Source organism: Ruegeria sp. CH10 (assembly GCF_056537125.1).
The window spans coordinates 387,647-402,252 of record NZ_JBQFQY010000002.1 but is presented as its reverse complement, the minus strand read 5'-3'; the positions used below and the strand labels follow the sequence as shown (position 1 = coordinate 402,252).

Annotated in this window: 15 protein-coding genes; 9 read left to right on the top strand and 6 right to left on the bottom strand. The window is 59.1% G+C overall.

Annotation, left to right across the window (positions count from 1 at the left end):
- Positions 1 to 33 precede the first annotated feature (33 nt).
- Entirely contained in the window at positions 34 to 771 is a 738-nt protein-coding gene (locus ACRZ94_RS08330) for a hypothetical protein (RefSeq protein WP_480652197.1), read from the top strand.
- A 3-nt stretch (positions 772 to 774) separates the two neighbouring features.
- Here the strand turns inward: ACRZ94_RS08330 and ACRZ94_RS08325 are convergent, their stop codons facing one another.
- Positions 775 to 2,229: a cobyric acid synthase gene (locus ACRZ94_RS08325; RefSeq protein ID WP_480797106.1), complete on the bottom strand. Its 1,455-nt coding sequence runs from the start codon at positions 2,227 to 2,229 to the stop codon at positions 775 to 777.
- Between the two features lie 60 nt (positions 2,230 to 2,289).
- Here ACRZ94_RS08325 and ACRZ94_RS08320 point away from each other — a divergent pair, with 60 nt between their 5' ends.
- On the top strand, positions 2,290 to 2,859 hold the full coding sequence (locus tag ACRZ94_RS08320; RefSeq protein ID WP_480652193.1) for a cobalamin biosynthesis protein CobQ: 570 nt from the start codon (positions 2,290 to 2,292) through the stop codon (positions 2,857 to 2,859).
- Positions 2,860 to 2,922: 63 nt separating this feature from the next.
- On the opposite strand, the gene ACRZ94_RS08315 is transcribed toward ACRZ94_RS08320, so the two are convergent.
- Positions 2,923 to 3,243, bottom strand: a complete 321-nt coding sequence (locus tag ACRZ94_RS08315) for a DUF6280 family protein (protein ID WP_108785849.1) — start codon at positions 3,241 to 3,243, stop codon at positions 2,923 to 2,925.
- A gap of 218 nt (positions 3,244 to 3,461) precedes the next feature.
- On the opposite strand from ACRZ94_RS08315, the gene efp reads away from it, so the two are divergent.
- Positions 3,462 to 4,025 (top strand): elongation factor P, encoded by a 564-nt coding sequence (gene efp / locus ACRZ94_RS08310; protein ID WP_170417618.1) that lies wholly within the window; start codon positions 3,462 to 3,464, stop codon positions 4,023 to 4,025.
- A 54-nt stretch (positions 4,026 to 4,079) separates the two neighbouring features.
- Here the strand turns inward: efp and ACRZ94_RS08305 are convergent, their stop codons facing one another.
- From ACRZ94_RS08305 to ACRZ94_RS08290, 4 genes are all read right to left on the bottom strand, one after another.
- On the bottom strand, positions 4,080 to 5,024 hold the full coding sequence (locus ACRZ94_RS08305; protein ID WP_480652190.1) for an ABC transporter transmembrane domain-containing protein: 945 nt from the start codon (positions 5,022 to 5,024) through the stop codon (positions 4,080 to 4,082).
- A gap of 106 nt (positions 5,025 to 5,130) precedes the next feature.
- A complete protein-coding gene (gene ygfZ, locus ACRZ94_RS08300; RefSeq protein WP_480797105.1) occupies positions 5,131 to 5,865 on the bottom strand; it encodes a CAF17-like 4Fe-4S cluster assembly/insertion protein YgfZ in 735 nt (244 codons plus the stop codon).
- Positions 5,866 to 5,943: 78 nt separating this feature from the next.
- Positions 5,944 to 6,807, bottom strand: a complete 864-nt coding sequence (locus ACRZ94_RS08295) for a hypothetical protein (protein ID WP_480652186.1) — start codon at positions 6,805 to 6,807, stop codon at positions 5,944 to 5,946.
- A gap of 76 nt (positions 6,808 to 6,883) precedes the next feature.
- Positions 6,884 to 7,753 carry a MurR/RpiR family transcriptional regulator gene (locus ACRZ94_RS08290; protein ID WP_480797104.1) on the bottom strand — a complete coding sequence of 290 codons (870 nt, stop codon included), beginning with the start codon at positions 7,751 to 7,753 and terminating at the stop codon, positions 6,884 to 6,886.
- A gap of 133 nt (positions 7,754 to 7,886) precedes the next feature.
- On the opposite strand from ACRZ94_RS08290, the gene ACRZ94_RS08285 reads away from it, so the two are divergent.
- The 6 genes from ACRZ94_RS08285 (at position 7,887) to ACRZ94_RS08260 (ending at position 14,564) form a co-directional block, all read left to right on the top strand.
- Positions 7,887 to 8,663, top strand: a complete 777-nt coding sequence (locus ACRZ94_RS08285; protein ID WP_480652182.1) for an N-formylglutamate amidohydrolase — start codon at positions 7,887 to 7,889, stop codon at positions 8,661 to 8,663.
- Positions 8,660 to 9,244, top strand: a complete 585-nt coding sequence (locus ACRZ94_RS08280) for a TRAP transporter small permease subunit (protein WP_480797103.1) — start codon at positions 8,660 to 8,662, stop codon at positions 9,242 to 9,244. The genes ACRZ94_RS08285 and ACRZ94_RS08280 overlap by 4 nt, the downstream gene beginning before the upstream one ends.
- Positions 9,241 to 10,560, top strand: coding sequence for a TRAP transporter large permease (locus ACRZ94_RS08275; RefSeq protein WP_480797102.1), 1,320 nt, complete (start codon positions 9,241 to 9,243; stop codon positions 10,558 to 10,560). The genes ACRZ94_RS08280 and ACRZ94_RS08275 overlap by 4 nt, the downstream gene beginning before the upstream one ends.
- 50 nt (positions 10,561 to 10,610) lie before the next feature.
- Entirely contained in the window at positions 10,611 to 11,645 is a 1,035-nt protein-coding gene (locus ACRZ94_RS08270) for a TRAP transporter substrate-binding protein (RefSeq protein ID WP_480652176.1), read from the top strand.
- A 91-nt stretch (positions 11,646 to 11,736) separates the two neighbouring features.
- Positions 11,737 to 13,089, top strand: coding sequence for a glutamine synthetase family protein (locus tag ACRZ94_RS08265; protein ID WP_480797101.1), 1,353 nt, complete (start codon positions 11,737 to 11,739; stop codon positions 13,087 to 13,089).
- A gap of 92 nt (positions 13,090 to 13,181) precedes the next feature.
- The gene (locus ACRZ94_RS08260; protein WP_480652173.1) at positions 13,182 to 14,564 is read left to right on the top strand and encodes an aldehyde dehydrogenase family protein; all 1,383 of its coding nucleotides are present in this window, start codon (positions 13,182 to 13,184) and stop codon (positions 14,562 to 14,564) included.
- Positions 14,565 to 14,606 lie beyond the last annotated feature (42 nt).

Below are 14,606 nucleotides of genomic sequence, written 5' to 3'. Positions count from 1 at the left end.
CACTCGATCCCGAGGATAGAGCGGTAGAGAACAATGACGGATAAAGTCGTAAAAGCGGGAATCGAGGACGTTTTGTCCTCGATCAAGCGTCTGGTCAGCGAAAATGACAGAAAAGCGCCCGGTGCGCTGGTCCCACCCCCGGCACGGAAACCGGGCAGGCTGGTTTTGACCGATGCGCTGCGGGTTAGCGAAACGGCGGTTGAATCGCCGTCTGCGCCAGACCCGACGTACAAAGCCGAAGATTCCGTCAAGCCGATGCTCTTGCGGGCCTGTGACATCGTCAAACACGCAGAACCCGCCGCCGAACAGCAAACCAAATCCCAGTCCGAAGATGCACTTGTCGGCAGCCTGAGCGCAAAGATTGAAGCGCTGGAAGCCGCAATCGCCCGCACCGAGGACCAGTGGGAGCCCGACGGCGAGAGCGATGACGCCTATTCCGGCACGCCGAACAAGGCGCTCAAATGGCATGCCGAGGATGAGTTCATCGTCTCGGACAGCGCCAGCGTCGCGCAGGCTGAGCCTGAACAGCCCAAGTCAGAGACCAAGGCAACCTTTGTCCGTGATCCGCAGGCCGCGACCAAGCCAGAGCCTGTTGAACCGGCCAGCACCCAAACCGCGCTGACAATGGACGAAGATGCGCTGCGGGGCCTGATCGCTCAGGTCGTTCGCGAGGAACTGCAAGGGGTTCTGGGCCAGCGCATCACACGTAACGTGCGCAAGATGGTTCGGCGCGAGATTTACCGCGCTCTGGCCGAGCAGAACCTGGATTAAACCCTACCGCGCCGGAGGTTGTGCAAGCGCTAGCAGGTGGTCCAGATCCATGTGCTGTTCCAGGTGATCCGCCAGCGCATCCAGCGTGTCCTCGACACCGTCCTCATAAGACAGGTCTGATTTCGCGCCGAGCTGTTCCAGATAGCGTGCCCGGAATGCGTCGGACGAAAACAGTCCGTGCAGATAGCTGCCGCGAATGCGCCCTGTCTTGTCCACCGCACCTTCGGGCCGATTTTCAACCTCCAGCCACGCGCGGGCGCAATCGGGGCCTTCGGTGCGGCCCATGTGAATCTCGTATCCGGTCACGGGGTCACCCTCGGGGATCGTATGAGCGGTGCGCAGGGTGACCTGCTTTTGACCGACCATGGTGGTGGTGACATCCAGCAGACCCAACCCTTCAACCGTGCCGGGGCGGCCATCCACGCCCTCGGGGTCGGCAATGGTTTTGCCCAGCATCTGGTATCCGCCGCACAGGCCCAGCACGTGACCGCCACGGCGGACATGCGCATAAAGGTCGATATCCCAGCCCTGCGCACGGAAATAGGTCAGGTCGCCAATGGTCGACTTGCTGCCCGGCAGCAGCACAAGATCGGCATCGCCGGGCAGGGGACGGCCTGCGGGCACGATCTCGACCGTGACGCCGGGTTCGGCGGACAGCGGATCAAGGTCGTCGAAATTGGCCATCCTCTCTAGCTGAGGTACAACGACCTTACAGGCACCGCCGCTGTGAGAGCGGATATCCATCATGTCCTCGGCCGGCAGTCTCCACGCGTCATGAAACCAAGGGACCACGCCCAGACAGGGCCATCCGGTGCGCGTGGCAATGTCGTCGCGCCCTTCATCAAACAGCGACACATCGCCTTTGAACCGGTTGACGGCAAAGCCCTTGATCATCTGCAGATCACCTGCGTCCAAAACCGCCTGTGTGCCCACGATCTGCGCAATCACGCCGCCGCGGTGAATGTCACCGACCAGCACAACCGGCACGTCAGCGGCACAGGCAAAGCCCATATTGGCGATGTCGCCCTTGCGCAGGTTGGTCTCGGCCGGGCTACCTGCGCCCTCGATCAGAACCAGATCGGCGTCGCTGCACAGCCGGTCAAAGCTCTCCAGCGCGGCGCCGAGCAGTTTGGATTTGTCCTTGCGGTAATCGCCCGCTTTCATGGTGCCCGCGCGTTGCCCTTGCACGATGATCTGCGCGCCAGTGTCGGTTTCGGGCTTCAGCAGGATCGGGTTCATATCCGTATGCGTCGGGCGTTTGGCGGCGCGGGCCTGCAACGCTTGTGCCCGGCCGATCTCGCCCCCGTTTTCCGTGACAGCGGCGTTGTTCGACATGTTCTGCGGCTTGAACGGGGCCACACGCAATCCGCGCCGGGTATACGCACGCGCCAATCCGGCGACCAGAACCGATTTCCCAACATTGCTGCCAGTACCTTGAATCATGATGGCGCGAACCATGGCGGTCTCCTATATCTTGGCGCGCAGATGACCTGATTTGCTGCCAAAGGGAAAGACCGGATGAACACGCCCGCCCATCTTTTGATCGGAGCCGCCGCTTTTGCGCGTCCGCCGCGGGGCCGCATCCTTGCCGCCGCGCTGTTGGGATCATTGCTGCCCGACCTTTCGCTTTATCTTATGGCAGGGGTGTCGCTGCTCATCCTTGGTATCCCCGAGCAGGTGGTCTTTGGTCAGCTCTACTTCTCAACGACGTGGCAGACGGTGTTTGCCATCGACAACTCGTTCCTTCTGTGGGGGCTGGCACTGACGATCGGAGTGGTAGGCGGGTGGCGGGTGCTTACTGTCGCGGCCTCAGCCGGGGTGCTGCATTTGGCGACGGACTTTTTCTTGCATGCGGGCGACGGGCGGCCCCAGTTCTGGCCGCTGAGCGATTGGGTCTTTCACAGCCCCGTCAGCTATTGGGACAGCAGCCACCACGCGCTGTGGGTCGCGCCGGTTTCGCTGGCGATTTGTCTGGCGTCATACGCAGTGCTGTGGAGCAGGGGGTTGTCGATTTCGGCCAAGCTGTTCTTTGCCGTACTTGTGGCGGCAGAGCTTTGGGTCGCGCGGCAGTGGATACTGTTCTTTTGACCCAAAAGAAAAACGCGCCCCGGTTTGCGGAGGCGCGTTTTTTCTTTCGGAAGTCGCCTTGGATCAGGCGGCTTCAGCCTGCTGTGCGGCGTTGCGGCGTTCGCTTTCTTCGCGCGACAGCGCAACAGATGTGCGTACACCACGGCCAACAAAGTCCATCAGGCCGCTGACCACCCGCTCATTGGGGTCGATACCGGCGCAGGACAGAACCTCGCGCCCATCGCGCGAACGGGCCCAGCGGGCGATTTGTTCGGGGCCATTGCCGTATTTCTTATCATCGGCAATTGCATCATCCAGAGCGGCCAACACAACAGCCGCGAAAAGTTTACGTGCACGGTTGCCTTGTTCGTTGTTAAAGGCGGTGCCGTCAACGAAATCTCTCATCTCGTTTTCCTTGTTGTTCTTGCTCTTGCATTTTCGGCGTGACGGTCCTTATGACCTATTCAATGCGATTCGGATACAGCTAAAATGCATAGTTGCGTTGCGTCGTTTGCATAGCTTGCTGCAAGTGCAGCACCAAGTTTCGTTGTCTTGTCAGGTGGTGTCCCGCCAGATATAGGGACGGGAACTGACGCATCAACCGTTTGTGAAGGATTTATGTCATGCCCAAGATAAATGGGAACGAAATTCGCCCCGGCAATGTGCTTGAGCATAACGACGGCCTGTGGGCCGCTGTCAAAGTTGATCACGTAAAGCCCGGTAAAGGCGGTGCTTTTGCCCAGGTCGAACTGCGCAACCTGCGCAACGGATCGAAGCTGAACGAACGCTTCCGCTCAGCCGACAAGGTCGAGCGCGTGCGTCTAGAGCAGAAGGATCAGCAATTCCTTTACGAATCCGATGGCATGCTGGTGTTCATGGATTCCGAGACCTATGAACAGATCGAATTGCCCGCAGAACTGCTGGGTGAGCGTCGCCCGTTTCTGCAGGACGGCATGACCATCGTGGTCGAATTCTACGAATCCGAGGCGCTGAACGCCACGCTGCCGCAGAAAGTGACCTGCAAAATCGTTGAGACTGAGCCGGTCGTCAAAGGTCAGACCGCTGCGAACTCGTTCAAACCGGCCATTCTGGACAATGGCGTCAAGGTCATGGTGCCGCCCTTTATCGGCCAGGATGAGATGATCGTGGTCAACACCGAGACCATGGACTATTCCGAGCGCGCATAAGTCAGCGCCTGTACGCATTCAAAGACCGCGCTGGCACAGGCCGCGCGGTCTTTTTTAGTTCAGGCGTTTCATATTGCGATAGCGCTCCGGGTTGGGGCCGAATAGCTCCAGCATCAGTTCGTATTTGATCCGGTTGGCGCTGACTTGCCGGTAGAAGGCAATCAAAAACGCCGTGGGCCCCTGAATGCGGGTCAGGCCACTGGTGGCGGCCACGACGGTGCCCACATCCGTTTTACCCTGCAACACCAGATAGCCGCCCAGCATCAGAATACCGACCGTGCCGGCCCCGTTGATGACGCTCAGCAGAAACTTGGCCGAGAGCTTCCACAGGAACATGCGGCGGCGGGTGTTGTAGATATCATCGAACTGGGCGTCGATATCGCGGGCCACCGCGTCAATATCCTCGGTCGTGAGCCGGTCGGTGGCGCTGCGCAAGATACGCACCCGCTCGGCGACAAAGACATTCACTTTACGCTGCGAGATCAGAACGATGACGATTTGCGGCACGATCATCGAAAACGCGATCATGCCCAGGCCCGGCTGGGTGGATGAGATATAGCCGATGACGCTGATCAGCGTCCCGATCTGCACCACAGGGTCTGAAAAGGCGCCGCCTGCGAATTTGCCCAGCTCTTCCGCTTCGGCCGAAATGGCGGTGGTCATGGTGCCTTTGCGGATCGTCTCGCCGGTTTCGCCCAGATCGGCCGAGCGCGCCAACAGGCGGCTGCGGATCATGCGGATCATATCCTCGCCCAGCGTGCCCGCGCGGTAGCCAAGCAGCCACTTTAGTCCAAGGCTCAGCAAGATCACTCCCATCATGCCCGCGCCCAGCATGGTCAGGCGTTCGGTGCTGATATTGTCCGAGGTCAGATGGTTGATAATCCCGCGTTGAAATTCCAGTGGGGCGGCGGCCAGCCCTGCGATGGCGATGGACAGCACGATAAGAACAATCTGCCGTCCGGCGCTGGCGCGCCAAATCGCTTGGTACAGTTTAAACATAAACGCATCCGGATTTTTGAACTGTTTGCACTGTGGCAGCGCCACGGGAGTTGTTCAAACTGGACACGCGCTGTTGCCGCCCGGGCCGTGCCGGATCGGCAACATGTCAAAGCGTAACGGCTGCCTCGTCGGCCTGCATCTCGCCGGTGGCCCGGTCGAATCGCAGGTAGGCGATGCCGTGGCCGTCCGCCTGGGTAAAGAGCGTCCCAACCGGTTTGCCGCCCGAGGTGATCGGCGTCCCAACCGGGGCCGCACCGTCAACCCGGACGGTCCGCAGCCCTTTGCGCAGCTCGGTTTTGTGTTTCATGCGGGCGGTGACCTCTTGCCCGACATAGCAGCCCTTTTTGAAATCGACGCCATGCAGCGCCTCAAACCCGGATTCAAGGATATAGCTGCTGTCGGGTGTCAGCTCGATCCCCGTTTCAGGAATGCAGTGGCGTACACGGATGGCGTCCCAATCGGTGTCATCTTCGGCCTCGGGGTCTGTGGTGTAAGCCCGCCAGCCCATGTCCGGGTGGCGCGGGTCGGGCAGGGCGCCGTCAGGGGCTGGGCCCGTGCCCCGTTGCAGCGACAGGCCGCTGTCCTCAACCACGACATCGGCGCGCAGCTTGTACATCGTCAGCCGTTTGGCCAGCCCGTCCGCCAGCGCGTCGGCGACATCCAGCAGGATCGCCTCGCTTTCGCGTTTCAAAAAGAAATCGGCCAGATACTTGCCCTGAGGTGTCAGCAGAGCTGCATAGACCAGACCGTGGTCCAGCCCGGCGATATCATTGGTCACCAGTCCCTGAATAAAGCTGTCACTGTCCGAGCCGCTTAGGCGCAGAATACGGCGAGTGGGCATCGGGTGGTCCTCATCAATTGCCTCGGCCCCGTGATATAGGAGTTCCCGAGGCCATGACCAGAGGTGATCCTGCCAAGCTTACGAGTTCGGTGGGTTTTGCGGCGCCTGCTGGGGTGCGGTCGGAGCAGCATCTTCGTGCGTCTCGGGCCGATCCTGGGGCGCGGGATCATCGGACATCAGGCTTGTGCGCAATTCGACAATCGATTTTCCCAATCGAAATGGCGCAGCGAAACTGACCAGACACAGGGCGATGATTTGCAGCACCAGAATATGCGCATTGGACTGCAGATATTCCCATTCATCCTTCAGCTTTCCAACCTGTTCGACCAAATCGTCATAGCTTTGCGCTAGGATCAGGTAATCGCCGGCAATGGCGGGCACCTTGCGGCGCATGTTGTCGATCGCGTCCTGCGTTGCGTCGTCCAGAGTGGTAAAGACCAGAAACTGATCGATACTGAACGCATCTGCCTTGGCTGCCATAGCTCGGATATCGTCCTGGTCTTCTTTCGCCTGCCGCCCAAACAGGAAATGCAGCCCCTGTAGCGGCGCGACCTCATTCGTCACGGCGATGAACAAGGGCAAATCCGCATTGCTGGCGGTTGAGGCGGACAGGAATTCGACCTTTTCGCACAGAACACCGGTATCGGGATCAAAGGCCGGGTCGCAGAACCGCAAGCGAAACCGCGCAGCATCGCGATCAAAGGCCAGTGTTGCCGCATAAGCCACGTCAATCTGTCGATCCAGACGCGAGCTGTCGGCAGTATAAAGCCCTGCCAGAACCGCCACCAGCGCGCCGATACCGCCCAGAACGACCCACACAAGGTCGGCCAGCTTCCACGCCCGGTGTCCCGCCGGTTTGCGAAACAGGAAGCCGGTGCCTACCAATCCGATCAGAAAGAACAGGATCAGCAGTGGCAATTGGTTTTCGGCTACAAATGTCATGTTCTTAAAGTGAACGTGGCATGAGGAAGTGGCAACACTCCTCACGGGCAGTTGTAAATTGTAGCAAAATCAGCGCTTAACTGCCCGAGCTTTGGCCGAATTTCCGAAACAGCTTGGTGCGGTCAAAAGCCTGTTCCAATTCAGCCGTGCGGTCCTTGACCGAATCCCACAGTCTTTCTTGCGCTTCGGCGATGGCACATTCCATCAGCACCATGATTGACGCCATCGAATCCCACGCAGACGGAACCGCGATACGGGCCGCGAACGTGTGCTTGGCCAGCCGATGAATGGGTGATCGCCATTGATCCGTGAACAGCACAATCTCGGCCCCGCGTTCCTGACAGAGTTGGCCGATCAACATGGTCGAGTTCTCATACCGCCGCACATCCAGCGCGATCAGCACGTCACCCTTGCGCACATCCAGCAGGTCATGGGTCCAGGACGCGGCAACCGGCAGCATCCGCACATCGGGGCGGATCATTTGCAAATGCAGATACAGGTATTGCGCCAGCGTCCCTGTGATACGCCCGCCGGTGATGAAAATCCGCCGGTCAGGGTCGCAGAGCAGGCTGCAGAAACTGTCGAACTCTGCGGGGTCGACCTCATCAATGGTGCGCTTTTGGTTGGCGAGGGCCTGCTGGGAATAGCGGTTCAGGATGTGCTCTTCGGGCAGGTCATTTTGCCAAAGGTCGCGCTTGGCCACGGGCCCCGAGATCATCTCTTTGACCTCACCGCGCAGGGCGGCCTGAAACTGGGGATAGCCGTCAAACCCCGTCTTTTGCAGCATGCGCGCAACGGTCGTGGTCGAAACCGAGGCCGCGCTGGCCAGTTCGGTGATGCTGCCGAGACCCGCCATGGGATAGTCATCCAGCAAAACGCTGACCAATTGCCGCTCGGACGGAGTCATCTCGTCCCGATGGGCCAACAGCCTGTCCGTCACCCGCACTGAATGATCCTCCTGCATATGTCACAGGCATAATGTGAATAATTTTACATCAAGATCAAGCGTGGGCGAAATTGAACAGGAAAATTATTGACAGGCGAATGGGGTCTGTGAAAATTCTTTCGTAAACCCACTCATGGAATCGCAGGGCGAGACATTGGATTTCGGAACAGTTGTTCACACAGATGTGGCAGGCAGCGCCCCAAAGGTCGTTCTGGTCTGTGAACACGCGTCGAACCGCATACCCGGGTTTCTGGGGGATATGGGGTTGGACCCCGAGGCATTGAAAAGCCATATCGCTTGGGATCCTGGTGCATTGGCCGTGGCCCAGCGGATGGCACAGCAATTGTCGGCCCCTTTGGTTCATGGCGGCGTGTCGCGGCTGGTCTATGATTGCAACCGCCCGCCCGAGGCGGCAGGCGCTATGCCCTTGCGCAGCGAAGACATCGAAATTCCGGCCAATGCCACAATGACGCCCGAGCAGCGTCAGGCGCGGATCGATGGCATTTATGAACCGTTTCGGCAGGCCGTGTCCGGGGTGATTGCGCAACATCGCGGCACGCTGGAACTGATGGTGACGGTGCACAGCTTTACCCCGGTCTATCTGGGGCAAAAGCGTCAGGTTGAGCTGGGCATTCTGCATGGCATTGATGACCGTTTCGCCCATGCCATGATGGCCGAAAAACCGGCATCGACGCCTTTTCTGACCCTTCTGAACGAACCCTATTCAGCCGCCGATGGAGTGGCGCATACGCTGGACGTACAGGCCCTTCCCAACGGGTTGCTGAACGTGATGATCGAGGTGCGCAACGATCTGATCCGCACGGCCCAGCAACAAGACGCGATGGCCGATTGCCTGGTGCCGTGGATCAAGCAGACCCTCGCAGGTTTTGAAGAAAGGGCAGCGGAATGATCCGCGCGATGGCGGCATATGTCCGGGTGGTTGACGCAGTCAATTACCGCATTGGCCGGGTGATGATGTGGGGCCTGTTCGCGATGATGGGCATCCTGCTGTGGTCCTCGATTTCCAAGACCTTCTTCCTGCCGTCGCTGTGGACGCTGGAAATGGCGCAGTTTGCGATGGTGACCTATTACATCATGGGCGGGCCGTATTCGATCCAGCTGGGGTCGAATGTGCGGATGGACCTGTTTTATCACAACTGGACCCACAAAAAGAAAGCGTGGTTCGATGCGTTCACCGTCCTGATGCTGATCCTGTATCTGGGCGTGCTGTTTTACGGCGGGCTGGGCTCGACCGCGTATAGCCTGGGCTATTGGGGGGACGCGCCGCTGTCCTATTTCACCGGCCTTCTGACCGGCAGTGAAGAGATCGGGCGGCTGGAACGCTCGTCCACTGCGTGGCGCCCGTATATCTGGCCGATCAAGTCGATCATGGTGTTTGGCTTCTTCCTGATGCTGCTGCAGGCGATATCGGAATTCTTCAAAGACATAGCCCGGATCAACGGGCAGGAAATCGGGGTTCAGCGGGCATGAGCCAGGAATACATCGCCATTTTCATGTTCGCATCGATGATGCTGATGCTGTTCACAGGTCAGCGCGTCTTTGGGGCCATCGGGGCGGTTGCCACCATCGCGGCGCTGGCCCTGTGGGGCACAGGCGGACAGGACATCACCTTTTCGGCGGCGATGAAGCTGATGAAGTGGTATCCGCTGCTGACCCTGCCGATGTTCATCTTCATGGGCTATGTCTTGTCCGAAAGCCGTCTGGCAGACGACCTGTACCGCACGTTCCATGTCTGGATGGGGCCGGTGAATGGCGGGCTGGCGATCGGCACGATTGGCCTGATGGTTCTGGTCTCGGCCATGAACGGCCTCAGCGTCGCCGGGATGGCCATTGGTGCGACCATTGCGCTGCCGGAACTGCTGCGGCGGGGCTATGACAAGACGATGGTGACGGGCGTCATTCAGGCCGGGTCCAGTCTGGGTATCCTTGTGCCGCCCTCGGTCGTGCTGGTCCTTTATGCGATGATCGCGCGTCAGCCGGTGGGGCAATTGTGGCTGGCGGGCATTGTGCCGGGCTTGCTGATGGCAAGCCTGTTCATCCTGTATATCTGGCTGCGCTGCCGCATCCAGCCCGAGCTTGGCCCGGCGATGGAAGACGCACATGAAGTGCCTCGGGCCGAGAAAATCCGCCTGCTGGGGGCAGGGGCGCTGCCGCTGATCATCTTTGCCGCCATGATGGTGCCCTTTGTGAACGGCTGGACCTCGCTTGTCGAAAGCTCAGCCATCGGCGCACTGACGGCGCTGGTTGTCTCGGTGCTGAAACGCCGTATGACGTGGAAGATATTCGAGGATTGCACCAAACAGACGCTGGCGATTTCCTGCATGTTCATGTGGATCATTCTGGCCGCTCTGGGCTTTGGCGCGGTGTTTGACGGGCTGGGCGCGGTCAAAGCGATCGAGAACCTGTTCACCGCTCAACTGGGCCTGTCGCCCTGGATGATCCTGATCCTGATGCAGCTCAGCTTTATCGTCATGGGGACGTTTCTGGACGACACGGCAATGCTGGTGATTGTCGCGCCCTTGTATGTGCCGCTGGTGGGGGCGCTGGGCTTTGACCTGATCTGGTACGGGGTTCTTTATACGATCACCACGCAGATCGCTTATATGACGCCGCCCTTCGGCTATAACCTGTTCCTGATGCGGGCAATGGCCCCGCCCGAGATAGGGTTGAAGGATATCTACCGCTCGATCGTGCCCTTTGTCGGTGTGATGGTGCTGGCGCTGATCATTATAATGGCATTTCCGGAAATCGCCCTTTGGCTGCCCGGCTATGTATATGGAAATTAACAAGAATGCCCGTGAATGGGCACGCAAACCTTAACGGAGAGGAAATTGACATGACGACAAGACGTAAGTTTCTGCAAACCGCCGGTGTGGGCGTTGCGGCTGCACCGCTGGCGACGCCTGCTTTGGCGCAAAACACGATCACATGGCGGATGCAGACCTACGCGGGTCCCGCACTGGCCGAGCACGTGATTGATCCGGCCATCAAGATGTTCAACCAGATCGCCGGCGACCGCATGCAGATCGAGCTGTTCTATGCCGACCAGCTGGTTCCGACCGGTGAACTGTTCCGCGCCATGCAAAAGGGTACGATTGATGCGGTTCAGTCCGACGATGACTCGATGGCGTCGCCCACCGAAGTCACCGTATTTGGCGGGTATTTCCCCTTTGCCTCGCGCTATTCTCTGGACGTGCCGGTGCTGTTTAACCAGTGGGGCCTGAACGAGATCTGGGATGAGGAATATTCCAAGGTCGGCGTGAAACATATCAGCGCGGGCGCTTGGGATCCCTGCCACTTTGCCACAAAAGACCCGATCAAATCGCTGGACGACATGAAGGGCAAGCGCATCTTTACCTTCCCGACGGCGGGCCGCTTTCTGTCGCAATTCGGCGTCGTACCGGTGACCCTGCCTTGGGAAGATATTGAGGTTGCCGTGCAGACCGGCGAGTTGGACGGGATCGCGTGGTCGGGCATCACCGAGGATTACACCGTGGGTTGGGCCGATGTGACCAACTATTTCCTGACCAACAACATCTCGGGCGCATGGGCTGGTCATTTCTTTGCCAATATGGACCGCTGGAATGAACTGCCCGAGGATCTGCAAACGCTGTTCAAGGTGTGCTGTGACCAGTCGCACTATTACCGCCAGTGGTGGTACTGGGGTGGCGAGGCCAACCTACGCGTCAACGGCACCAAGATGCAGTTGACGACCATTCCGGACGAAGAATGGGCCACTGTCGAAGAGGCGGCCGTGAAGTTCTGGGATGAGATCGCGGCTGAATCTGAGACCAAAGCCAAGGTGGTCGACATCTTCAAACGCTACAATGCCGAAATGCTCAAGGCCGGACGGCCTTATCGTTACGGCTAAAAAGACTGGACCGGCCCGCGTCAATGCGGGCCGGCCGCAACGGGGCTCTAGAATTTTCGTCGAAAATTCTCGTGGATCGCAGAGATGATTTATGCTGACATTCGAGCATCTTAAAACGCAGGTTTCTGCCGGAGAAATCGACACCGTGCTGGTCTGCATGGTCGACATGCAGGGGCGTTTGATGGGCAAGCGGTTCCATGCGGGGCATTTTGTAGCCGGGGCATGGGAAGAGACCCATTGCTGCAACTACCTGCTGGCCACCGATCTTGAGATGGGCACGCCCGATGGATATGCCTCAACCAGTTGGGAGCGGGGCTATGGCGACTATGTCATGAAGCCAGACCTCAGCACGTTGCGCCCTGTGCCGTGGCTGGAGGGGACGGCGATGGTGATGTGCGATGTGCTTGATCATCACACGCACGAGGAAGTACCACATGCACCGCGCTCGATCCTGAAAAAGCAGGTCAACCGTCTGAAGGCCATGGGCTATGACGCCATGTGTGCGACGGAACTGGAGTTCTTTCTGTTCGAGAAAAGCTTTGACCAGATCCGCAAGGAGGGGTTCCGCGATCTGGAGCCGATCTCGGGCTACAACGAAGACTATCACATCCTCCAGACCACCAAGGAAGAGCATGTGATGCGGCCCATCCGCAATCACCTGTGGGATGCGGGGATTCCGGTTGAGAACTCGAAAGGTGAGGCTGAGACCGGGCAGGAAGAGCTGAACATCAAATACGCATCCGCGATGGAGACGGCGGAATATCACTCGATCGCCAAGAACGCGGTGAAAGAGATCGCCTGGCAACACGGGCACGCCGCAACGTTCCTGCCGAAATGGCATCATGAGAAAGTCGGCAGTTCGTCCCATGTGCATCAGTCGCTTTGGTCGGACGGGGTGCCGATCTTTTTCGACGAAAAAGATCCGCTCGGGATGTCTGATGTGATGAAAAACTATATGGCCGGTTTGCTGAAATACGCCGCCGATTACACTTATTTCATGGCCCCCTATATCAACAGCTACAAACGGTTCATGAAGGGGACTTTTGCGCCAACGCGGATCATTTGGTCGGTGGACAATCGCACGGCGGGGTTCCGTCTGTGCGGCGATGGAACCAAGGCGGTGCGGGTGGAGTGCCGTATACCTGGGTCTGATATGAACCCCTATCTGGCGATGGCAGGGATGCTGGCCGCCGGGATTGCCGGGATTGAGGAAGGGCTGGAGTTGCAGGCGCCGACTCAGGGCGATGTGTATCAGGGCGAAACGGGGATGATCCCCGGCAATCTGCGCGCAGCTCGGGATGCGTTGCATGGCTCGGCTATGCTGCGCGCGGCCATGGGGGATGAGGTGGTCGATCACTATACCCGCGCGGCTGAGGTCGAGATTGAAGAGTTCGAGCGTGTGGTGACCGATTGGGAAATTGCCCGCGGGTTTGAGCGGGCTTAGAGTGCTGGCCTGGGGGCTCTGCCCCCAGACCCCCGGGATATTTTTGGCCAGATGAAGCAGGGGATCCTGTTTCTTTCGGAAATGGAGTGAAGATGGGGCAGATGTTGAAATGTGTCTCGCCGATTGACGGATCGGTTTTTGCAGAGCGTGAAGTGCTGTCCGCTGAGGCGGCGTTTGAGGTCGCCGCGCGGGCACGGGCGGCGCAGGCCGCGTGGGCCGCGCGACCCCTGCAGGAGAGGATTGATCTTGTCATGGCCGGTGTAGCCGCTGTTGGCGAGATGAATGACGAGATCGTGCCGGAGCTTGCGCACATGATGGGACGCCCCGTGCGGTATGGTGGTGAGTTTGGCGGCTTCAATGAACGCGCCAGTCACATGGCTGAGATTGCCGAGGCATCGCTGGCCGAAATTGAAGTGGGCGAGGATGAGACTTTCAAGCGTTACATCAAACGTATCCCGCATGGGGTGGTGTTTGTGGTGGCACCCTGGAACTACCCCTATATGACGGCGATCAACACGGTGGCGCCTGCGCTGATCGCGGGTAACGCTGTGGTGTTGAAACACGCCACGCAGACCTTGTTGGTGGGCGAGCGGATGGCACGGGCCTTCCATGCGGCGGGCGTGCCCGAGGATGTGTTCCAGAACGTGTTCCTCAGCCATGATGTGACCAATGATCTGATCGCGGGCAAGGCGTTTGATTTCGTGAATTTCACCGGCTCGGTCGGTGGCGGGCAGGCGATGGAGCGTGCGGCCGCGGGCACCTTTACGGGTGTGGGAACCGAGCTGGGCGGCAAAGACCCGGGCTATGTCATGGACGACGCCGATCTGGATGCGGCGGTGGATACGTTGATCGACGGGGCAATGTTCAACTCGGGTCAGTGCTGCTGCGGGATTGAACGGATTTATGTGCATGAGAGCCTTTACGATGACTTCGTCGCCAAGGCCGTTGAAGTGGTGAAAGGCTATAAGCTGGGCAACCCGCTGGACGCCAAGACGACGATTGGTCCGATGGCCAATATCCGCTTTGCTGATGAAGTGCGCGCGCAGATTTCTGAGGCGGTCGCTGCGGGTGCCGTCGCCCATATCGAGACCTTCGCCGAGGATGATGGCGGGGCTTATTTGACCCCGCAAATTCTGACCAATGTAAATCACAATATGCGCGTGATGCGGGATGAGAGCTTTGGACCCGTGGTTGGCATCATGAAAGTGACCTCGGACGAAGAGGCCATCGAGTTGATGAATGACAGCGAATTTGGCCTGACCGCCAGCCTCTGGACCAGCGACGTGGATCGCGCGGCGCGGCTGGGTGATCAGATCGAAACCGGTACTGTGTTCATGAACCGGGCCGACTACCTTGATCCGGGCCTGTGCTGGACCGGCTGCAAGAACACCGGGCGCGGCGGCGGCTTGTCCGTCATTGGATACCACAACCTGACACGTCCCAAATCCTACCACCTTAAGAAGGTCACAGGCTAAGGACGACCGGCCTGCTCTGGACACACCCCCTCGCCAGAGCAG